Annotated in this window: 15 protein-coding genes; 2 read left to right on the top strand and 13 right to left on the bottom strand. The window is 72.4% G+C overall.

Annotated elements, in window-relative coordinates; genetic code table 11:
- Positions 1-46: 46 nt before the first annotated feature.
- The 8 genes from CFW40_RS02685 to CFW40_RS02650 all read right to left on the bottom strand — a co-directional run bounded on the left by CFW40_RS02685 (position 47) and on the right by CFW40_RS02650 (position 9795).
- The gene (locus CFW40_RS02685; protein WP_088796208.1) at positions 47-346 is read right to left on the bottom strand and encodes a dsRBD fold-containing protein; all 300 of its coding nucleotides are present in this window, start codon (positions 344-346) and stop codon (positions 47-49) included.
- A 189-nt stretch (positions 347-535) separates the two neighbouring features.
- A complete protein-coding gene (locus tag CFW40_RS02680; protein ID WP_088796207.1) occupies positions 536-1414 on the bottom strand; it encodes a universal stress protein in 879 nt (292 codons plus the stop codon).
- Between the two features lie 154 nt (positions 1415-1568).
- On the bottom strand, positions 1569-2786 hold the full coding sequence (locus CFW40_RS02675) for a permease (protein WP_088796206.1): 1218 nt from the start codon (positions 2784-2786) through the stop codon (positions 1569-1571).
- A gap of 87 nt (positions 2787-2873) precedes the next feature.
- Complete coding sequence (locus tag CFW40_RS02670) at positions 2874-4160, bottom strand: sugar ABC transporter permease (RefSeq protein WP_088796205.1); 1287 nt, start codon at positions 4158-4160, stop codon at positions 2874-2876.
- Positions 4157-4966 (bottom strand): ATP-binding cassette domain-containing protein, encoded by an 810-nt coding sequence (locus tag CFW40_RS02665; protein ID WP_088796204.1) that lies wholly within the window; start codon positions 4964-4966, stop codon positions 4157-4159. The genes CFW40_RS02670 and CFW40_RS02665 overlap by 4 nt, the downstream gene beginning before the upstream one ends.
- A gap of 13 nt (positions 4967-4979) precedes the next feature.
- Positions 4980-6080 (bottom strand): substrate-binding domain-containing protein, encoded by a 1101-nt coding sequence (locus CFW40_RS02660; RefSeq protein ID WP_088796203.1) that lies wholly within the window; start codon positions 6078-6080, stop codon positions 4980-4982.
- A 1-nt stretch (position 6081) separates the two neighbouring features.
- On the bottom strand, positions 6082-8484 hold the full coding sequence (locus CFW40_RS02655) for a SpoIIE family protein phosphatase (protein WP_256331831.1): 2403 nt from the start codon (positions 8482-8484) through the stop codon (positions 6082-6084).
- A gap of 285 nt (positions 8485-8769) precedes the next feature.
- Positions 8770-9795: a zinc-dependent alcohol dehydrogenase family protein gene (locus CFW40_RS02650; protein WP_088796202.1), complete on the bottom strand. Its 1026-nt coding sequence runs from the start codon at positions 9793-9795 to the stop codon at positions 8770-8772.
- A gap of 280 nt (positions 9796-10075) precedes the next feature.
- Between CFW40_RS02650 and CFW40_RS02645 the strand changes: the two genes are divergently transcribed.
- A complete protein-coding gene (locus tag CFW40_RS02645) occupies positions 10076-10513 on the top strand; it encodes a hypothetical protein (protein WP_088796201.1) in 438 nt (145 codons plus the stop codon).
- A gap of 512 nt (positions 10514-11025) precedes the next feature.
- On the opposite strand, the gene CFW40_RS02640 is transcribed toward CFW40_RS02645, so the two are convergent.
- Together CFW40_RS02640 and CFW40_RS02635 are read right to left on the bottom strand one after the other, a co-directional pair.
- Entirely contained in the window at positions 11026-12018 is a 993-nt protein-coding gene (locus CFW40_RS02640; RefSeq protein ID WP_088796200.1) for a hypothetical protein, read from the bottom strand.
- 147 nt (positions 12019-12165) lie between these two features.
- Complete coding sequence (locus tag CFW40_RS02635) at positions 12166-13638, bottom strand: amino acid permease (protein ID WP_371127309.1); 1473 nt, start codon at positions 13636-13638, stop codon at positions 12166-12168.
- Between the two features lie 709 nt (positions 13639-14347).
- On the opposite strand from CFW40_RS02635, the gene CFW40_RS02630 reads away from it, so the two are divergent.
- Positions 14348-15790, top strand: a complete 1443-nt coding sequence (locus CFW40_RS02630) for an NAD-binding protein (RefSeq protein ID WP_256331622.1) — start codon at positions 14348-14350, stop codon at positions 15788-15790.
- A 129-nt stretch (positions 15791-15919) separates the two neighbouring features.
- Here CFW40_RS02630 and CFW40_RS02625 read toward each other — a convergent pair whose 3' ends face one another.
- The 3 genes from CFW40_RS02625 to CFW40_RS02615 form a co-directional block, all read right to left on the bottom strand.
- Positions 15920-18415 carry a SpoIIE family protein phosphatase gene (locus tag CFW40_RS02625; protein WP_088796198.1) on the bottom strand — a complete coding sequence of 832 codons (2496 nt, stop codon included), beginning with the start codon at positions 18413-18415 and terminating at the stop codon, positions 15920-15922.
- Between the two features lie 250 nt (positions 18416-18665).
- A complete protein-coding gene (locus CFW40_RS02620; protein WP_256331623.1) occupies positions 18666-20297 on the bottom strand; it encodes a helix-turn-helix domain-containing protein in 1632 nt (543 codons plus the stop codon).
- A gap of 289 nt (positions 20298-20586) precedes the next feature.
- Entirely contained in the window at positions 20587-21786 is a 1200-nt protein-coding gene (locus CFW40_RS02615; protein ID WP_256331625.1) for an acyltransferase family protein, read from the bottom strand.
- Positions 21787-22240: the final 454 nt, after the last annotated feature.

Below are 22240 nucleotides of genomic sequence, written 5' to 3'. Positions count from 1 at the left end.
AGAGCGCCGCGGCACCGGCCGGCCGGGGACGGCGCCCGCACCGGACTCACGCCATCGCGTCGGCCCAGCCGTACGCGGCGCGGTGCTCGTGCCGGGGCGGCGCGGCACCGACCCCTTCAAGATCAAGATCCGCCACGCGCTGCAGTTGCCCCGCGAGGTCCCTCATCGCGCGCCCGGCCGCGATCTCGTCCCCGATCTCCGGTACGTCCCGGTCCTCGGGGCTGCAGCGGGCCGTGCCGTGCCCGGTGAGGGTGGTGGTTCCGGTCCGGAGCACCACGCGTGCCTTGGTCGTCCCGTCCTCCTCGAAGAGGTAGAGACGGACGGGCCACTCGACTGTCGTTGCCATGGCTCACCTCTGCCTTCCACCGGGGCTGCGGCTACCGGGGACTGCCGCCTCCGGCCGCGGGCCGAGCCGTCCACGCCCTCGGCAGCCGGTCCCGCCGGTATGACCTCTCACCGTCATCATCCGCCTTCTGCCGCAGGGCGTCATGGCGCGGGCCACCGGCCGTCTCAGACCGTGGACGCCCGCCGCGGGTCACTCGTGCGGCACCACGGCCACCGGACACGGAGCGTGGTGGACGGCCGCCTGGACGACATGGCCGATCCGCGGTGCCGGCAGCCGGCGCCGGTGCCGCCGGCCGACGATCAGCAGCCGGGTGTCCGCGGCGCTGTGCAACAGGGCCGGCGCCGGACTCTCCATCACCACCCGCTCGTTCACCCGCAGGTCCGGGTACTTCTCCCGCCACGGATGCAGCGCCGCGGCCAGCTCCTGCCGCGCGTCGCGTGCCGCCTGCTCGGCGAGGACCGGTTCCACGCCGCCGCCCCGGTTGTAGACGTACGAGGGCAGGTGCCTGCCGTGCACGGCGCGCAGCGCGGCACCCCGGCGGGCGGCGGCGTCGAAGGCGAAGGCGAGCAGCGCCTCGCACGGCCCGTGCAGGCCCAGCCCCACCACCACCTCTCCGTCCTGCCCGGTCGCCGCGATGCCCGGCCGGGCGCGTACCAGCACCGTGGGGCACTCGGTGTGCGCCACCAGCTTCAGTCCGAGCTCACCGAGGGCGAAGCGGGACACCGGGCCCAGGTCCCGTGAGCCGAGGACCAGCAGATCCGACTCTCCCGCGGCCTTTTGCAGGGCGTCCAGAGGGTCCGCGGGCACCAGGACCGGGTCCACCGGAAGGTCAGGGAAGCGGGTGCGCACCGCGGCGACGGCTTCCTCCATCATCCGGTGGGGCCAGTAGTTCTGGTCCCCCTCCTCCAGCTCCTCCAGGGGACGGTCCACCGGCTCCGGCGCGAGCAGCACCCAGGCATGCAGCAGCCGCAGGCGCGCGTGGCGCAGCCGTGCTTCGTGTGCCGCCCACAGGATCGCGGACAGGGACTCGGGCGTACCGTCCACACCGGCGGTGATGACGTCGTTCATGGTCTCGCTCCGTTCCTGGCGCGCTCGGCGCATTCGCGCCCACACCTCCAGGGTGCTCGACCTCGCCCGCTCCGGCACGGGCCATTCGGCCCCCGCCCGGCACGCGCTCGCCCCCACCCGCCGCCGGTCAGCGCGGGCCGTGTCCGGTGCCCTCCTATCCGGTGCCGCCAAGCCCGGTGCCGTCCTGCCCCGTGCTGCCGTGTCCGGTGCCGGCGTGCGCGGGATGAGCCCCGGGACCGTCCGGCGGCGCGCCGCCCATCACGCGCAGCATGGCCCGGCCCCCGGTGCGCAGGAAGCGGTGGACCAGCGCGGCGGCGAGGAGGAGAAAGGCCAGGTTGAGCCAGGTGGTGTAGTTCCAGGAGACCCCGGACATCGGGATCGTCGCGTCGGCCTGGCGGGGGATCAGCCCCAGTCCGCCGAAGACGGCTTCCACCGCATAGCCCGCGACCACGACGGACGCATAGAACGTGGTCAGCAGGAACAGGGCCATCCTGGCCCCGTAGTACTTCCGGTAGATGTGCAGGATCGGCAGGATCAGCAGGTCGGCGAAGAGAAAGGCGACCACCCCGCCGAAACTGATCCCGCCCTTCCACAGGACCACCGCCAGCGGCACATTGCCGATGGAGCAGACGAACGAGGCGATCGCCACCAGCGGTCCGATCAGCGGCCCCCACACCTTCGCGGCCAGCGGGTGTCCGTCGAAGAAGAACGCGCGCCAGAAGCTGTCGGGGACCCAGGCGGCGATGGCCCCGGCGATCAGCAGGCCGAGCACCAGATCCTTGATGATCGCGGCCCACTCCATGACGAAGACGTGCGAGGTCGCGGTCCAGCCCTCGGCGGAGAACAGCCGCCGTGCGAAGGACCCCTCGCGGTGGACGGACATGTCCATCGCGGCATGTCCCTCCATGGAGCCGGCCAGCCCCCGTTCGGCCTGCGCACGGGCGCGCCGCAGCAGCGTGTCGCGCAGGAAGAGGCGGAACAGCACGGCCAGCACGACGATCATGACCGGTCCGCCGGTGAACTCGGCGAGAGTGAACTGCCAGCCCATCAACAGGGCCAGGATGACGCCGAGTTCGACCACCAGGTTCGTGGAGGCGATCTCGAACGCCATCGCGGCCGTGAAGTGCGCGCCTTTGCGGAACAGCGACCGGGCCAGCGCGACCGCGGCGTACGAGCAGGAGGAGGACGCCGCACCCAGCGCGGCGGCCAGCGTCAGGGTCCGGGGACGGTCGTCGCCGAGCAGACCGACCACGGTGGAGGTGCGCACCACGGCCTGGACGACCGCGGACAGCGCAAAGCCCAGGATCAGCGCCCAGGTGATCTCCCAGGTCATGGATCCGGCGATGGACAGTGCGTGCAGGATCGGATGCATCGGCTGAGGTGTTCCTTGGCCTGCCGCGGCGCAAACGCCCGCTCGCCCGGTGGCGTTCTTGGGCCCACGGCCCGGTCCACGGGCGCGTCAGACCCGCCCGTGCGCCTTCTGTGCCCGCCGCGACAGCGAGTCGATGACCACGGCGATCAGCAGCACCCCGCCCGTGATCATGAACTGCACGGCGGTCCGGATGCCCATGAGGGCCACCCCGGAGGCGATCGACTGGATGACCAGGACACCGAGCAGGGCGGACCAGGTCCGGCCCCGTCCGCCGAACAGGCTGGTGCCGCCGATGACCGCGGCGGCGATGGCGTCCATCAGCAGCAGGCCCGCCCCCGACGTCTGACTGGCCGAGGTGACGCGCGACGCCAGGAACAGACCGCCGATCGCGGCCATCGTGCCGGACACCATGAAGACCGAGATACGGACCAGGTCCACATTGAGGCCGGTGCGGCGGGCGGCCTCGACGCTGCCGCCGAGGGCGAAGATCATGCGTCCGTAGCGCGTGCGGCGCAGCACGCCGTCGAGGCCGACGAGCACGACGAGGAAGATCAGCAGTGCCAGCGGAAGCCCCAGGAACTGGTTGAGGACCACGGCCGCGGCCAGGGCGATCACCGCCAGCACTCCGGTGCGCAGCAGGATCTCGCTCAGCGGCCGGGCGGGCACCCCGGCGGCCCTGCGCCGCCGCACGTCACGGTACGACACCAGGAAGTAGCCGGCGGTGCCGAGCACCGCCAGGCCGTATGCCGCGGCCACATTGTTGAAGTAATAGCTGGTCAGCATCGCGAGCAGGCCCTTGTCGTCGATGTTGATCGTGCCGTTGGAGCCCAGGATGTAGAGCATCAGGCCGTTCCAGCCCAGCAGGCCCGCAAGGGTGACCACGAACGCCGGCACCCCGACCTTGGCGAAGAAGAACCCCTGAACGGCCCCGATCACCGTGCCCCCGAGCACCGCGACCAGCAACGCAAGCCCCTCCGGTACGCCACGGTTCACGGTCAGCACCGCGAAGGCGGCCGCCGCGAGGCCGCTCACCGACCCCACCGAGAGGTCGATCTCGCCGAGCAGCAGCACGAAGACCACACCGACCGCGATCATGCCGGTGCCGACGATGTCCACGGTCAGATTGGACAGGTTGCGCGGCGACAGGAAGTTCTCGTTCAGGCTCTCGAAGATGATCCACACCACGATCAGGCCGAGGGCCACCGGCACCGAGCCGAGCTCGCCGCTGTGGAACCTCCGCCGGAGCATGTCGAGGGGGTTCTGCGCCCCGAATTCGGGCGCGAGGCGGCGCCGGTCGGCAGGGGGCACCGCCCCGCCGGTGGTGTCCTGCCCGCCGGACGGCCGCTGCTTGCGCAGAGCCCAGGTCCTGCTCATGGCTGCACCTCCCACCCCGGTGTCCTGCGGCGGGTCACGGCGTTGTCCGTGGCCCCGGTGATCGAGGAGATGATCTGTTCGTGGGACGTGGTCGTCACGTCGAAGAAGCCGTTGTTGCGGCCGAGCCGCAGGACGGCGACCCAGTCCGCGACCGCCTTGATGTCCCCCATGTTGTGGCTGATGAGGAGCACCCCGAGCCCGCGTTCGCGGAGCTGGTCGACGAGGTCGAGGACCTGGGCGGTCTGTTCGATGCCCAGGGCCGCGGTGGGTTCGTCGAGGAGCACGAGCCGGGGCTCGCCGAGCAGTGAGCGGGAGATCGCGACGGTCTGGCGCTGGCCGCCGGAGAGCGAGGCGACCGGGAGGCGGACGTCGGGCATCCGGATGGCCAGCATGTCGAGCAGGTCCAGGGTGAGGCGCTCCATCTCCACCTCGTCCAGTACCCCGGCCCGGTGGATCTCGCGGCCCAGGAAGAGATTGCCGACCACATCGAGGTTGTCGCACAGCGCGAGGTCCTGGTAGACGGTGGCGATGCCCAGGTCCTGGGCCTCGTGGGGCCGGGTGATCTGGACGGGACGGCCGTCCCACTCGATCACGCCCGCATCGGCGGCGTCGACCCCGGCGACCACCCTGATCAGCGTGGACTTGCCGGCGCCGTTGTCGCCTACGAGCGCCACGACCTGGCCGGCGCGGACCTCCAGTTCGACATCCGCCAGGGCCTGCACGGCGCCGTACCGCTTGGAGATACCGCGCAGCGCCAGCAGGGGCGGCGCCGGTGTCGGTCGCCGGAGGGCCGGGCCGGGCTCCATGGGGACACCTGCCTTACCTGGTCAGTCCCGCCTTCTGGCAGGCGGATGCGAACTTGGGGGTGCAGATCTGCTCGATCGTGTACATGTGGTCCTTGACCACGGTGTCCTTGATGCGGTGCACGGTCACGGAGACCGGAGTGAGCAGCACCGCCGGAATGCCCCGGGTGGTGGGGCTGTTGACCGTGTGCGTCGTGATGTCGTCGAGCTTCTTGCCGCGGCCCAGGGCGACGGCCATGGCGGCGGCGGTGCCGGCCTCGGGCGTGAAGGGTTTGTAGACGGTCATGTACTGATCGCCGGTGACGATGCGCTGGATGGCGGCGAGTTCGGCGTCCTGGCCGGTGACGGGCGGCAACGGAGAGATCTTCGCGGCCTTCAGGGCGGAGATGATGCCGGCCGCCAGCCCGTCATTGGCGGAGTAGACACCGTCGATGTGCCCGGCGCCGAGGGCCGAGATGGCGGCGGACATATTGCTGTTGGCGTTCTCCGGCCGCCACCCGGCGGTCTCGTAGCTCTTCCCGATCTTCACCTTGCCCCGGAGCACGTCGAGCGCGCCCTGCTGGAACCAGGCGGAGTTGGGGTCCGTCGAATCGCCGTTCATCATGACGATCTGGGCGCCGCGCGCCTTGTCGCCGAGTGCCTGCAGAAGCGCCTCGCCCTGCAGTTCCCCGACCCTCTTGCCGTTGAAGGAGACATACGCCGAGACCGGCCCCTCCACGAGGCGGTCGTAGGCGACCACCGGGATCCCCGCCGCCCGCGCGCTCTCGACCGGCGAGCGCAGCGACTTGGAGTCGACGGCGTCCAGGATCAGCACCCGGACGCGCTTGGTGATCATCGCGTCCATCTGCTGCTGCTGGGTGGCCACATCGTGCTCCGCGCTGACGACCTCCACCGTGCATTCGGGGCAGAGCTGATGGATCTTCTTCTCGATCAGCGGCTTGTCGAAGTGGTAGAGGCGCGAGGTGTTGTCCGGCAGCAGCACACCGATCTTCAGGGCGCCGCCGGAGGCGGGCCCGCCGGGCTCGTGCACGCCGCCGGCCTTGCCGCAGGCGGCAGGACCGGCCAGCAGGCACAGCCCGGCCAGGACGGCGGCAACTCCCCGCAGACGAGCACGCACTTCAGGGAACCTCCTTCCCCTCCCGCCGGCCGTCCGCGCCGGCCGGCGCCCCCTCGGTGTCGAGCTGTTCGCCCGGCTGCAGGGTGATCTCGCTCCACACCTGCTTGCCGCCGCTCAGCGGCACCGAGCCCCAGGACGCCGACATCGCCTCGACCAGCAGCAGCCCGCGGCCGCCGGTCGACTCCCAGTCCACGCTCGCCGGCTTGACGGGCGCGCGGGGCGACGCATCGTTCACCGCGACCCGCAGCCGGTCCCCGGCCAGGGTCAGATCCAGCCGCACCTCCCCCTGCGTATGGGCAATGGCGTTGGTGACCAGCTCCGACACCACCAGCAGGGCCACGTCCAGCTCCTCGCTCACCTCCCAGGAGCGCAGGGTGCGGGCGGCGAAGCGGCGAGCGTGCATGACCGCGTCGGGGAGCCGCCACACCGTCCAGTGCACCCGGGTCGGGCGGACGCGCATCCCGTCGTAGCGCAGCACCAGCACCGCCACATCGTCGTCGCGCCGCTTCGCCTCGCCGAGCAGCCGGTCGGCGAGTTCCCCGGCATCGGCCGGGTCGGCCGTGGCAAGCAGCTCGCGCACCCGGCGGATGCCGTCGTCCAGGTGGAGCGTGGCCGATTCGGCCAGGCCGTCGGTGAGCAGGACGAGCACGGTGCCGGGGGCCAGGCCCACCTCGGTCAGCGGGAACTCCCCCTCGGCGGCCACCCCCAGCGGGGGACCGCCCTCGACCGACAACTCCTCGGTGCTGCCGTCGGGGTACCGCAGCAACGGCGGCAGATGCCCGGCCCGGACGAACCAGGCGATCCCCTCCTCCATGTCCAGGTCCACGTAACAGCAGGTCGCGAAGAGGTCGGTCTCCATGCCGAGGAGCAGCCGGTTGGCGTGGGAGACCACCACATCGGGCGGGTGCCCCTCGACCGCGTAGGCCCGTATAGCGGTGCGCATCTGGCCCATGATCGTGGCGGCGCCGGCGCTGTGGCCCTCCACATCACCGATGACGAGCGCGATCCGGCCGTCGGACAGTGGGATGACGTCGTACCAGTCGCCGCCCACTTCGAGGCCCATCGTGGCGGGCAGATAGCGGGCGACGGCCACCCCGCCGGGCAGCGACGGCAGTTTGCGGGGCAGCAGACTGCGCTGGAGCATCGTGGCCAGCTCATGCCCGGCGTCCAGCGCATGGGCGCGGACGAGGGCCTGTCCCACCAGACCCGCGGTCGCGGTCAGCAGGGACCGTTCCTCCGGCCCGAACGGGTGCTCCTCCTCCCAGCCGACCAGGCACACCCCGACGATCCGGCCGCCGGCCGGCAGCGGCAGGACGGCGAGACCGCCGGGCCCGATGCCTGCCAGGTCGGGTTCGAGAGCGGCCCCCGGAGGCCACAGGGCCACATGGCCGCCCCGGATCACGCTCTCCAGCGAGGGCATCGAGTGGCACGACGCATCGGGCCACTCGGATCTCCACTCCGACCGCCACACCGCGGGCCAGGCGTCGGGCTCCGGCGGATCGAGGACGGACACCACAAAACGGTCCGCCTCCAGCTCGGCCACCGCCACCCGGTCGGCCCCCAGCGGCGTCCGCAGGGTCGCGACCACCACCCGGCTGACGTCGCGGATGGTCGTGGCGCCGGCCAGCGCGGCGGACAGCCGCTGCACGATGGAGACCTCGTCCGCGCTGGGGCGCAGATAGGAGGCGTCGGCGACCACACCCAGCATGCGCTCCGGGGCGCCGGCCGCGTCGACCAGCACCCGGCAGCGCAGACTCAGCCAGCGGAGCTCGCCGTTGGGCCTTCGGATACGGATCGAGAGCTGCTGGGCGGGCGAGGGCAGCCCGCCCGGCTCCACCATCGACATCAGCGCGGGAATGTCATCCGGCGCGGTGCACTCCAACAGCGTCTCCACCCGCCGGTCGAACCGCTCCGGAGCGATCCCGAACAGCTCCAGGACCTGGCCGTCCGCGTCGATCCGCCCGGTGCTCAGCACCAGCGTGAAGGCGCCGCCCCGGAGGGTGTCCAGCCCCGGCCCCAGCAGCGACCGGCGCTCCGTGCGGGCCATCACCCGGGCCGCGACGGCCTCCAGCCCCGCGGACACCTGGTCGGCATGGAGTTCCAGCAGATGGCGGCGGTCGGCGTCGAAGGCATCCGGGGCCTTGTCCATGACGACCAGGCACCCCAGCCGTTTGGCGTCCCCGCCCAGCGGCAGCACGCCCAGGGAGACATCGGACGGCAGTGCCGCGGCGCCGTCCCAGGGCTGCGCACCGGGGCTGCCCGGCGGAGCGGTGACGCCGTGCGCGAGCTCGGCCGGGCTCAGCCACAGGGGGAGGCCGGTGCGGAAGGCTGCCGCGACCGGTGAGTTGCCGGACAGCGGGAAGCTCGCCGGCAGTCCGTAGGGGGCACCGGTGCCGCCGACCATCTCGGCCAGCTGAAGAGCGCCGCTCCCTTCGGCGGGCACATAGACGGCGGTCAGCTCAGCCCCGGTAGCCCCGAGGACCCGTGCGGTCACTTCCTGTACCGCCTCCGTATGCCGGAAGCCGTCGTCGTAAGCCACGGTCGCCGTATCCGCCCTCCGGAGCCGGAGCTTCCACCCCGCCACCGCTTCACCGGATATGTCGTCATTCACGGCCTCCTCTCCATGGTGCGGCACGCAGGGAGGGCGCAGCTAGTCGGAGCGGGGGGCACGGTGCGTGGCGTCAGGGATTCAGGGCGTCAGCACGGCGGCCCCCTGTACCCGGTCGGCGGCCAGGTCCGTGAGAGCCTGCGGGGCACGGCTCAGCGGGTAAGGGCTGACGGTGACCCGGATGCCGATCCTCGCCGCGGTCGCCAGGAACTCCCGGCCGTCCTGCCGGGTGTTGGCGGTCACGCTGCGCAGATTCCGCTCGTTGAACAGATGCCGCTGATAGTGGAGCGGAGGGATGTCGGTGAGGTGGATGCCGGCCACGGCGAGCGTGCCCGCACGGTCGAGTGCCGCCAGCGCCACCGGCACCAGATCGCCCACCGGCGCGAAGAGGATCGCCGAATCCAGCGGTTCGGGCGGGCGGTCGTAGGCCTCTCCGGCCGAGGACGCGCCCAGATCGAGGGCGAGTTCACGGGCCCGGGCGGACCGCGTCAGCACATGGACGGTCGCACCTTCGGCCAGGGCGACCTGGGCGGCCAGATGCGCCGAGGCGCCGAAACCGTAGATGCCGAGCCTGCCGCCGGAGGGCAGTGCGCTGCGGCGCAGCGCGCGGTACCCGATGATCCCGGCGCACAGCAGCGGTGCCAGGTGTGCGGCGTCCTCGCCGTCCGGGAGCGGATAGGCGAAGTCCGCGGGGACGAGAGCGGTATCGGCGAAACCGCCGTCCGCGTCCCAGCCGGTGTACCGGGAGGCCGGACAGAGGTTTTCGTGGCCCGCGCGGCAGTACCGGCAGACACCGCAGGTGCCGCGCAGCCAGGCGCCGCCGGCCCGGTCACCGGCACGGAACGCCGTCACCGCCTCCCCGGCGGCGATCACGCGGCCGACGATCTCATGGCCCGGGACGGTCAACGGGCGGTGCGGGGTCAGATCGCCCTCCGCCAGATGCAGATCCGTACGGCACACCCCGCAGGCCTCCATGCTGAGCAGCAGGTCCCCCGGGCCCGGTTCGGGGACCGGACGGCGCACGGCGGTCAGCGGCCCGGAGGCCATCGGGCCGGGACGCCGGACGGCCCAGCCGGACACCGTGTCCGGGCCTGCTGTGGGGGCCATGTCCCCAGAATGGCGCCCGCCGGAGAGACGGACAAACGGTGCGCCGCCGGGGCCCGCGGTCCGCGCAGTGCGGTGGCCCCGGGGCGGGTCCGGAAGCTGCCGGATCTGCGGGCCGCTCGGCCCAGAGGCAGCCCGGAGCCGGCCCGGAGGCAGGTGTGCGAAGTCCGCGTGTGCGATGAGATAGCCGGATCGAGTGGTTTTGTGGCCTCTTGCGGCGTATCGCGAGTGTCCCTCCCGCTTCCCGGGGATCCCCTCTCCGAAGAGAGGGTGGGAGAGGCGCATGCGCGACACCGTCGGCACCGGCCGCTGTGCGGCAACCGGTGGCTGGCGTGTGCTGATGTTCGTCGCGCTGCTGGCGTTACTGCACGCCGCACTCACCACCGGCTGCTCCCATGGACCGGCCTCCGATGCCCACGGCTGCCCTCCGCACGCCGGCGCCCCCGCCGTGCCGGGCCCGGCCGAGCGGACCTGCGTCACGGCCGGGCCGCTGCCGGCCTCCACCGGCGGCGGAAAGCACCCCGGCAGCGGTATCCGCCGCCTGTGCGACGCCTCGGCCTGTCATCTGCGCCATCAGGTCCCCACCGGGGCCGGCGGCAAGGCGCTCGGGGACTCTCCCGTCGCGCAGACCCTCACCGCGTCGAAGGACGCCTCTTCCGGGGCCGCCGTCACGGCCGCTGCCCCCGCATCGCCACCACGCGCGCTCGTCCTGCGCTGCTGAGCCGGCCCGACCGCATCACCCACCCCACCCCGTCACGGGGTCATGGGGCGATCGCGGTCTGCCGCCCTCCGTTCTCAGCACTTCCACCGCAGGAGATGTGGCATGCCCCTCGATGTCTATGCCGCTCTCGGCGCGCTCGTCCGCGCCGAGGCCCGACGCACCAAGCCGGTACCCGCGCCCACGCCCGCCGACCGTGCCGCGACACAACAGCCGGGCACCCCGGCGCCTCCGCCGGCCGAACCGCCCGCCGAGCCCTCGGCCGCACCGCCCACCGCACCGCCCGCCGAGCCCTCAGCCGAACCGTCCGCCGAACCGTCGGCTGAGGCGCCCGCCGAGGCGCCGGCCGCTGTCACCGTGGCCCCGCCCGCAGCCCGGAAGAGTCTGCTCCGCAGGATGGTGCAGCGGCTGATGGCGTTCTTCGGCCGGGGGCGGCGTGCCGGGTCAGGGGCGGCAGGGCCACGCCCGGTGCGCGGTCAGGGACCCGACCGTCCGGGCGCCGGCAGTCCTGAGCGTCACCGACGCCAGGACGGGGCGCGCCCCCCGGAACCGTCGTCGGGGTCACCGCTCGCGTAGCGGCCGTGGAAGTGCGCGTACCGCTCCAGCGGGTCGCCGTCCATGCTCCACGGCCAGACGGTCGCCACCCCTCCGGTGGCGCGCAGCGCGGTCCCCGCCTCGGTCGTCCGGCCGGCTTTGATCAGGGCGTAGGCCAGCAGGTTGAGGTCGGCCAGGGCCGTCGCGTGCCGGAGGAATCCCGGGCTCGGCCAGTAGTGCGCGGCCTGGTCGAGGACCCGGGCGGCATCGGGGCGCCGCCAGATCTCCCCGGCGCCCAGAGCCGTCATGCCGCCCTCGGCGACCGCTCGCTGGTGGCTGAGGACGAGAGAGGTGAGTTCCAGACCGGCGGCGGGGGCATCGGGCGGCATCAGGGAGCGGACACCGTCGAGCAGGTCCAGCACCAGGGCGCTGGAGCCGCACTCGTCCGGCGAGAGATAGCCCAGGGCCTGCAGATGCGCCTCGCGGTTCCAGGGATCGCGGGCCTTGATCTCGCGCCAGATCGCCGCCAGCTCCGTGGAGGGGCGCGCTTCCACGCGCAGAGTAGCCAGGTGCACCGTCCACGGGGTGGGGTCGGCGGGCTGCAGCTCGGCGGCGAGCCGGCAGGTCTCGCGGGTGGCGTGCAGGTCGACGGAGGAGCCCTGCTGCCGGGCGTGGAGCAGGTCCGACCAGGCGTGGAGCAGCAGCGCGCCATGGTCGTTCGGGCTGTGCTGGCGCCAGATGCCGGGCAGCGACCGGCCCGCGGAACCGGCGAGCACCCCCAGGCGGTGGGCCTTGCGGTCCCAGTCCTCGCCGGCGTCGTCGATCGCATCCGCCATCAGCGCCATGACGGCGGTGTCCAGCGAACCGCGGGACCAGCAGGTCTCGACGCGTCGCCGGACCCGCCCCAGCGTCACATCGTCGAGCTCGGGGACGAGGCGGGGAAGGCTGCCTTTGCGGCGTCTGAACGCGGGCATCTCTTTCGGCGGCCTTCCGGTTGTGGGCTCGTAGGCGGGAAGCGTGGCTAGCAGGCTAGTGGCATCGCTGTGCCGTACGGGCGGCGGGTGCGGGGCACACCGCCGACCGTACGGCACAGCGTTCGGTGGCCGTCCGGCCACCCTCGGCTAACGGGAGGTGACGGCCGCCTTCTCGGCGGTACGGGCGCCGAGCCGGTCGCGGACCAGGGAAACCCCGACCACGACCGCGGCGAGGAGCACCGACAGCAGCACCTGGATCCGGCCGCCGCCCTCGCTGTCATCGGTGAGCATGTAGACCAGCACGAAAGAGATCATCGCGATCGTCGCCCAGGTCAGGTACGGGAACAGCCACATCCGGACGACCAGCTTCTCGGGGTTCTCGCGCAGGATGATCCCGCGCATCCGCAGCTGCGAGAAGCAGATGACCAGCCAGACGAAGAGCGCGACCGCGCCCGAGGAGTTCAGCAGGAACTGGAAGACGGTGTCCGGCCACAGGTAGTTGAAGCCGACCGCGATGAAGCCGAAGAGGACGGAGGCGAGGATCGCGGCCTGCGGCACGCCCCGCGTGTTCGTCCGGGCGAAGGCCTTCGGGGCGTCGCCGCGCTGGCCGAGCGAGAAGGCCATCCGGGAGGCGGTGTAGAGGCCGGAGTTGAGACAGGAGAGCACGGCCGTCAGCACGATGACGTTCATGATCTGGCCGGCGTGCGGGATGCCGATCGAGTCGAGCGCCGCGACGTAGGAGCCCTTCTTGGCGATCGAGGGGTCGTTCCACGGCAGCAGGGAGACGACCACGAGGATCGAGCCGAGGTAGAAGATGCCGACCCGCCAGATCACGCTCTTGGTGGCCTTGGTGACCGCGCGCTCCGGGTCCTCGGACTCACCGGCGGCAAGGGTGACGATCTCGCTGCCCATGAAGGAGAAGACGACCATCAGGACGCCGGTGAGGATCGCGGTGGGCCCGTTCGGAAGGAATCCGCCGTGCGAGGTGAGGTTGCTGAAGCCGGTCGCCGCGTTGTCGGACCCGGGCAGCACGCCGAATATCGCCAGGCCGCCGAGGACGATGAAGGCCGCGATGGCGACGACCTTGATGCCGGCGAACCAGAACTCGAACTCACCGAAGGAGGCGACCGAGGCGAGGTTGGTGGCGGTGAGGACGACCATCACGATCAGCGCCCAGGCCCACTGCGGGACGGCCGGGACCCAGCTGGTGAGGATGGCCGCGCCGGCGGTCGCCTCCACGGCGAGCACCACGACCCAGAAGAACCAGTACAGCCAGCCGATGGAGAAGCCGGCCCAGCGGCCGAGCGCCCGGTCCGCGTAGGCGGAGAAGGAACCGGAGGTCGGGTTGGCGGCCGCCATCTCGCCGAGCATCCGCATCACGAACACGACCAGCGCGCCGACCAGGGCGTACGACAGCAGGATGCCGGGGCCGGCGGCGGCGATGCCGGAGGCGGAGCCCACGAAGAGACCGGCGCCGATGACTCCACCCACGGCGATCATGGACAGATGGCGGTTCTTGAGGCCCGACTGCAGGCCTGACTGCTGCGGGGCCTGCCCATGCCCCGGGGGAGTGGGCGGAGCGGCCACGGGGTTGGGGGGAGATGTAGTCATCTTCGACATCCATTGAGGGTTGGAGGGGTCATGCACGTGGTGACTGCTGGGATCGCCTCGGTGGCCGGACGCACGACAGGGCCGGGCGCCCTCAGGCGGCGATCGTGGCCCTGACGTAGTGCGAAGGCGCGACGAGCGGGCCGTGGCCTTCGGATGCCCTGCGCGGGTGGGGGAGCGCTGATCGCACCTCCGCGCTGGGGCTCCCTCCTTGTGGGAGGTGAGCCGCATCACGTCTGGATTGGGATTTGCGTAAGCGTATGTGGCGGTGCGCGGCGGCGTATTTGTGAGAGGGGACAAATTCCCTTGCGAGAGCTGTACGCCAGGCCAATGAAGATTGGCGGAAAAGGGGCTCGTGCTCCGGGGCTATGGGTGGTGAGCGGTCTTCGTCGGCCGCTCTCCTCGCCCCTGGCGCCGGGCGCCGCGACGCCCGCTGGTGCGGCCGGACAACGCCCCCGGCGAACCCTTGGCCAGCGGGACAGATGCCTCCGGCCGCGGGCGCCCTAGCGTGAGTTCGGCCCTTCCGACGGCCGACGAGCAAGGGGACTCCATGGCCACCCTTCCCTCCGCCCGACAGACCCGTACCGCCCCGCCGCACGCTGTGCCCGCCACCCCATCAGTGGCGGGCGACGGCGGCGGGGCGCGGGACGTAACGCCAGGTGAACCCCGCGGTGACGCTCCTGCGGGGGAGTCGCCGGAGCATCGGGCGGGACCGGAGCGTGTGAGGTCCGAGCCCGAAGGCGAGGCCGAAGCGCCCGGGACGAATCCGGCCACGGGGCCGGCGGGACAGGCCCCCGGGACCGTGGTGATCGGGGCGACGACCCTGGCGCGCCGGGTCTGCGCCTCCCTGGAGGAGAGCGGACACCCGGTCGACCACCTGGCCGCACCGGACGACCAGGACCTGCGACGGGCGCTCGCCGCCCGGCCGGCCGCGGTGGCCGTCCTCGTGGGCGACGACCTGTCCGCACTGCGCTATGCGCTCGCGGTGCGCCACGTCTGCGACACCGTCCGGATCGTGGTCACCGTCTTCGACCGCACCGTGGCGCAGCAGCTCCGGTTGCTGCTGCGCCACTGCGTGCCGGTCTCGCCCGCCGACCTCCTGGCGCCGACGCTGGCCGGACTGTGTGTGGACCCCGACGCGCTGGCCGTATGGGACGACGGGAACGGCGCGGTGGCGGTCCGGCGCCCCGGGGGCCACCTGGTGGAGACGGCGTGGCGGGCGAGCACGGGCGCCCGGCGGCGCGCGCTGCTCGGGCGGCTGCGGGGGCAGTTGCAGCCGCATGACGCGGACGCCCGCCTGCTGCTCATCGGGCTGCTGGGGATCGTCGCCGTACTGGCCGCGGACTGGATGTGGCTGGTCGCCGTGTTCCACCGGCCCGTCAGCACCGCCTTCCTGGAAGCCGCCCGGGTCGTTGCCGGAGTGGGACCTGCCGCGCCGCATCCCGGGCATCCCGTGTACGAGGTGGTCTCCGCCGTGGCGATGCTGGTGACGGTGGGATTCACCGCGCTGCTGACCGCGGGCATCGTCGACCGGCTGTTCGGCCCCCGGCTGGTCGGTGTCCTGGGGCCACGGGTGCTGCCCCGGGCCGGTCACGTCATCGTGGTGGGGCTGGGGCAGGTGGGGCTGCGGCTGTGCCAGACGCTGCGCCGGCTGGGGGTGCCCGTCATCGGTGTCGAGCGCGAGCCCACCGCCCCGAATCTGCGCCTCGCCCGGTCGATGGGGATACCCGTGGTGCTGGCGCACGGCGAGGACCGGGCGGTGCTGGCGCGGCTGGGGCTGGCGCGGGCACGGGCGCTCGCCGCCGTCGGCTCCCACGAACTGGACAACATCGCCGTCGCGGTCGCCGCCCACGGTGTGGCACCGGAGATCCGGGTGGTGCTGCGGGCCGGGGAGGACGACGCGATCGCGGAGACCCGCTCGCTGCTGCCCCTCGGGCTGACCCGCGACATCACCAGGACCAGCGCGGCCTTCGTGACCGCCCATCTCACGGCCTGCCCGTCCGGCGCCGCGCCCCGGCGCGTCGTGGCCGATGCCGACTGCGACTATGTCGACCTGCCGGGACGCGGCCTCGTCGGCCGGCCCGTCGCCGCCGGGGACGACTGCGGCCATGTCTCCGGCGAGGGCGAACAGGCCCCGGCCCGCAGCGTTTCCGGGCCGGCGTGAGGCGTGGCACCCCGGCCGCGCTCCGCCCGGTCGTGTCCTGAGGCCCCCGGTCCGATCGCGTTCCTGGTGTGCCCCCGCTCCCGCCCCTGAGGATGAGCCCGGCCCGGCCCTCCGGCGCTTCGGGCCGGCTCAGCCTTCCTCGACGGCGGATCCGGCCTCGGACGGCATGCTCAGTTCGGTCCAGATGATCTTGCCGGTGGGGGTGTAGCGGGTGCCCCAGCGCCGGGTGACCTGCGCGACGATGAACAGCCCGCGCCCGCCCTCGTCGGTGGTCCGGGCATGGCGCAGCCGCGGCGAGGTGCTGCTGGCATCGGAGACCTCGCAGATCAGGGTGTCCTGCCGGATCAGGCGCAGCGTGATCGGCCCGGTGCCGTGGCGGATGGCGTTGGTGACCAGTTCGCTGACGACCAGCTCCGTGGTGAACTGCAGCTCGTCCATGCCCCACTCGGACAGCTGCCGGCCGGCGAGAGCGCGGGCGCTGCCGACCACGGCCGGATCGGTGGGCAGATCCCAGGAGGCGACCTGGTGCGCGCCCAGGGCGCGGGTCCTGGCGAGCAGCAGCGCGGCGTCATCCGACGGCGGCCCGGTCATCAGCGCCTTGACCACATTTCCGCCGATGTCCTTCAGCGTCTGCCCGGGCACCGCGAGGGCGTTGCTCAGCCGGGACAGCCCGACACCGATGTCGCGGTCGCAGGTCTCGATCAGTCCGTTGGTGTAGAGCGCGATCAGACTGCCCTCGGCCAGCTCCAGTTCGACGGACTCGAAGGGCAGCGTCCCGAGGCCGAGCGGCGGTCCCGCGGGCAGATCGGGGCAGTCCACGGCGCCGTCGGGGCCGACGATCAACGGCGGCAGATGGCTGGCCCGCGCCATGCTGCACCGCCTGCTGACCGGGTCGTACACGGCGTACAGGCAGGTGGCCCCCATGAACGTCGAGGCCACGCTCGGGTTCCCGGCGTCCGCCGCCGGGTCGACGTCCGCCGCCGGGTCGGCGCCCTGCGTCTTCACCAGGCCGATGACCAGGTCGTCCAGCCGGGCCAGCAGTTCATCGGGCGGCAGATCCAGGTTGGCCAGGGTGCGTACGGCGGTACGCAGCCGCCCCATCGTGGCCGCCGCGTTGATGCCGTGCCCCACCACATCCCCCACGACCAGGGCGACCCGCGCCCCGGACAGCGGGATCACATCGAACCAGTCGCCGCCCACACCGCTCGGCGCGTCCGCGGGGAAGTACCAGGACGCCACCTCCAGGGCGGATCCGCCGGTCAGTTCGTGCGGCAGCAGGTTCTGCTGCATCACCCGGGCCGCGGCGCGCTCGCGGGTGAAGCGGCGCGCATTGTCGACACAGACCGCCGCCCTGGCCACCAGCTCCTCGGCGAGCCGGACGTCATCCGCCACGAAGGGCCCCAGACGGCGGGAGCGGAAGAACGTCGCCGCGCCCAGGGTGATGCCCCGGGCCTTGACCGGCGCCACCATCACCGAGCGGAAACCGAAGGCGCGGATCACATCGGCCCGGACCGGGTCCTCGGTGACCCAGGAGCTGGTGGCGAAGTCCAGTACCGGCTCCACGAGGGATTCGCCCTTGAGCAGACAGCGGGCGATGGGCGACGAGGGGGAACGCTGGACGGCTTCCCCCACGGCCAGCCCGGCCTCCGGGCAGCCCTCGTGCACCGACTGCTGGCCGGAACGGCGCATGGTGGGGGTGCTGTCGACCGGCCCGGGAACCGGCTCGGCGCCCCGCAGGACCGAATCCAGCAGGTCGACGGCGACGAAGTCGGCGAGCGCCGGCACGGCGACATCGGCCAGTTCCTGTGCGGTCCGGGCGACATCCAGCGTGCTGCCGATCCGCACGCTGGCGTCGTTCAGCAGCGCCAGGCGTTCCTGCGCCCGCCAGCGTTCGGTGACGTCGATGACCATGTACCACAGGCCGATGCGCCGGCCCTGGGGATCCTCCAGCCCGAAGAACGACGCCGAGTAGGCGCGCTCCTGGCTGGGGTCCGCGTACGTGGGACTGCGGAATTCGTAGTCCATCACCGGCGCCCCGGTCCCCAGCACTCGCCGCATCCGTTCCTCGAACGCCTCGGCCTCCAGCTTCGGCAAGACCTCCGCCACCCGTCTTCCCAGCCGCCGGTCGAGCGGGATCAGGCGCTCCAGTACCTCGTTGACCCAGACGTACCGCAGATCGGTGTCCAGCACCGCCATACCGACCGGTGCACGCGCCAGGAACGGTTCCAGCATCAGCTGGTTCACTCCGCCGCCCGGCATCCGCCACTCCTCCAGTGCGAGGACGGACCACCGTTCCTGGCCGGTGCGGTCGAGAAGCGGCGTGACCTGCACCGCCAGCTGCAGATCCCGGCCGTCCCGGTGACGGGCCGCGACCGAGCCGCCCCAGCCGTCCCCCGAGCGGCACCACCGGGCCACGGCGGCCACCCGCGCCTCGTCGCCGGGTATCGCCAGCAGCTCCGCCGCGGGACGGTGCAGGACCTCCTCGGCGGGATAGCCGAGCAGCCGCTCCGCCGCCCTGGTCCACGCGGCGACCCGCCCCTGTGCGTCCAGTTCGGCGGTGGCCGCCTTCGCCATGTCCCATGCGCGGCCCGACCCGCCCGGCACCGCATTCTCCGAGGTCATCATCGCCAGCCTGTCAGCTCAATGGAGCAATATCGCCCAGTTTAGGAGAATTGTGGACTAGCGGTGGTCCGTGTGATCCGGGGGACGGGTGAGCGCGGCCCGGCCGTCGTGCCTCGGGCGTGGTGCCCGGACGTGGTGCCCGGACGTGGTGGTCAGGCGTGGTGGTCAGGCGTGGTGGTCACGCGCGTGGTGGTCAGGCGCGTGGTGGTCCGGTGTCTGCTCGCCTGGCGTGCCCCGCCGTATCTGCCCGCGCTCAGGGAGCGGGCGGCAGTCGCAGCTGGAGCATCGCCAGCAGTCGCTGATCCGGGCGGCTGAGGTCGAGGCCGGTCAACTCCTCGGCACGGCGGATCCGGTAGCGCAGCGTGTTGGGGTGCACATGCAGCTCGGTGGCGGCGGCCCGTACGTCGCCGAAGGCGTTCAGGTAAGCGAGGACCGTCTCGGCCAACTGCCCCTGGCTCCGGCTGTCGTGGGTGACCAGGGCGGTCAGCCGGGGGTCGCGCATCTCAGGGTGCGCGGAGAGCAGCGTCAGCACCTCGCTGACCAGCACCTCGGCCTGGATGTCCGGCAGCGCGGCGACCGTGGTGGCGACCCCGGCGCTCACCATCGCGTCGAGGATCCGGTCCGCCTCCCGCCGCGATTCGGGAACCTCCCCGAGCCCCGGCACGATGCAGCCGATGGAACCGCGCAACGACATGCCCAGATGCCGGCCCGCGGCCTCGGTGATCGCCTGTCCCCAGCCGCGCAGAGTGCCGGTGTCGATGCTGCGCGGCAGCTGCGGCAGCAGTACGTAGATCCGCGCGTCGACCTGGGTGACCAGGGCGCTTCGGTGCCGGGCCGCGGTGTGCACCGAGATCAGGTTGCTGACCTCGGAGCGGGCCAGCTCCGGCGGGGTGGCCTCGGCGGTCCCGTACGAGAAGCCCAGGACGGCGGCCGGCCGGGCCGCGTCCAGGGCCAGGTGGTTCGCCAGCGGCTGGGGTCCGGTGCTGCCCTCCAGCAGTCCGGCCGCCAGTGTCCGGGTCAGCGTCAGGTCCGCGGAGAGCTCACGGCGGCGGCGTACGAGGTGGAGCGCGGCGACCCGGGCCGCACCCAGCAACGCCTGGTCCGAGTGCTCGGTCAGCGGCACCGAGCCCTCCTGTACCCAGATGGTGCCCAGCTGCCGCTCCCCGGACCGGATGGCCACCGCGAGCCGCCGGCGGATGCCCAGTTCGGGGTGGCTGTCGATACAGATCACCTCGTCGGAGGCGCGCAGCCGCTGGAAGACGCCCCACTTCCGCAGCCGCGCCAGATACGCCTCCGGACCCTGCCAGCCCAGGATGGACAGCCTCCGCAGGTCGTCGACCTCGTCGGAGTCGGTGGAGCGGGAGTAGGCCAGCACGCGGTTGGCGGTGTCCTCGATGCTGACGATGCCGCCGGTGAGGACGGCGGTGGTCTGGGCGAGCGAGAAGAGGTCGCCTTCCTCGGGCCCCTCGCCGGGGCGCCCCTGCGGCACACTCTCCAACGCCGCGCGGACCAGTGCGTCCACCTGCTCCCAGCGCGCCTCACTCCGGACGGACAGCAGCGCGATGCCTGCCTCGACGGCGGTCGCGCTGAGCGCCGCGGCCTGCCCGGGAGTGTCCAGCTTGACCGCGACGGCGGTGGCGCCGTCGCGCCCGCCGGCCCGCAGCGCGGGGAATGCGGCGCGGCCGCGGGCGCCTATGGCGAGCACCAGCTCGCCGGGGTGGGTGATCGGCGGATCCTCGGGGTCCAGCAGTGCGACGCTGCGGATTTCGACGTCCAGCCCGGCGGGCGCGGCCTGCAGCTCCACCAGGGGCTCACCCAGCGACATCAGCAGCTGACGCAGGCTGATCCCGGTCGGGGGTGACGACGCCGCCGAGGATGGTTCCATGGCCGGCGCCTCTGCTGGATCCGGGGGGCCTGGGCTCATGGGGCTGCTGGCCATCTTGCAGGCACTTCCGATCACGTCACATCAAGCATTCGGTCGGCCCCGAGGTGAGCCACCACCGCACGTATGAGCTACGCCAACAGTACTGATGCTATCCGCCGGGGCCGTGCGGGCCATCGGGGGCAGAGGGCGCAGAGGGGGCGGGGCAGTGCCGGTGCCCCGGCACTGCCCCGCCCCCCGGCCACTGCCCCGCCCCAGCCCCCCGGTCACCCTCACGCAGGTGTGCCAGGGGTCAGACCGTACGGCCCTGTGGAGCGCCGGGCGGGGGCGACGGCTCTTTCCTGAAGGCCCACGTCATCTTCGGCTCCATGACGAAGCGCAGGGCGCGCTGGACCGGTGGGGTGCACAGCAGCGTCACGATCACCCCGGCGAGGAGTGTGATGGCGAGGGCGCCCCATGGGGTGTGGATCCAGTCGGCGTCGTACCAGTCCCACCACCGGGAGGCCTTGGCCAGGAACCCGTGCAGCAGGTAGCCGTAGAGCGTGCCGGCGCCCAGTACGGTGCACCACCTCCGGCGGCCGGGCACCCAGGCCAGGAAGCAGGCCGTGAGGACCAAGGAGCAGCCGAACATGGCCAGTTGCATCAGGACGCCGCACCACCACGGCACCCCCAGATGCTGTGCGCTGTCGGTGTGGTAGAACCACGCGTCGTTCATGCGCGGCACGGCCCAGTAGGCGAAGGTCAGCGCGGCCACGAGCACGGGCACCGCGGCGACCCGTGCCGCCCGGCGGCGCACGAGCTGGAAGTGCTCCGGTTTCAGGCACATGCCCAGGACGAAGAACGGCAGGAATTGCAGGACCCGCTGCAGGTCCAGGCCGCTGCCGAGATCCGGGGAAACCGAGGCCGCCAGGGCGATCGCCAGGGCCAGCGGCACCGGCCACCGGACGATCCGCCACAGCGGGGCGGTGAGCCGCCAGAGGAACAGGGCGACCAGGAACCAGGTGAGGAACCACGGGTCCGTCAGGTCGACCGAGAAGTCCGGCAGGTCGCCGGCCCAGTACCGGAACGCCGCGTAGGCCGTCTGGAAGACGATGTACGGGACGGCGACGCCCGTGACCAGCCGCTGCAGCTGGTTCCGCCGCATTTCGAAACTACGGGAGAAGTACCCGGATATGACGGTGAATGCGGGCATGTGGAACGCATAGACGAAGATGTAGAGCGCGGCCGCGCTCCGGCTGCCGGCGTAGAGCGGTTCCCAGGCGTGGCCCAGAGCCACCAGCACGATCGCCAGGTATTTGGCGTTGTCGAAGAATGCGTCGCGGTGCTTTGCCGGGGGCGGCGCCGATTCGCCCTGGCTGCCGCCAGGGGCGCCGGCCGGAGGACGGGCGGGGGAGTGGCCGGGGCCGGCGGCGGTCCGCTCGGCGGAGGCCGGCTGATCATCGTCCTGCAGGGCGGAGGCGGGAGCGGCGGCGGAGTGGGAGAGAGGGGTCACGACACGGCCTCCCAGTGGTCGGTCGGCCGTCGGGCCCTTCTTGCCGTGGTGGTGGGGGCGATCACTGCGGCGATCGTGGCAAGCGGCATCCTGACTCCTCATATGTGCTGGTGCGGGACGGGTGGAGGACCCTACCGGCGCTGGGTGACGTGCCTGGTGTGAGCCGGCGGGACCCGGTGCCCCACAATGCTGTGGGGGCCTGCGCCTCCTGGGGCGCCCGCGGATCGGGAGGCGCACCCACGGATCGGGAGCTGCGCCTGTCCGGGAAGTGCGCTCTCCGGCCGGGAGGCGTCTCCGCAGACCGAGGGTGTGCCTGCGCCTGCGCCTCGGCCATGGGACGGTTCCCCCTCCTGGTCGTCTACAGTGTTGTAGACCATCTGGCACTCTAGACACCGGGGCGCGCGCGACGCATCCCGACCCAGCACGGGAGGGGCTGACGACATGGCGCGGTGCC

This window comes from Streptomyces sp. 2114.4 (genome assembly GCF_900187385.1).
GTDB lineage: Bacteria > Actinomycetota > Actinomycetes > Streptomycetales > Streptomycetaceae > Streptomyces > Streptomyces mooreae.
This window is presented reverse-complemented; position numbering and strand designations above follow the sequence as displayed.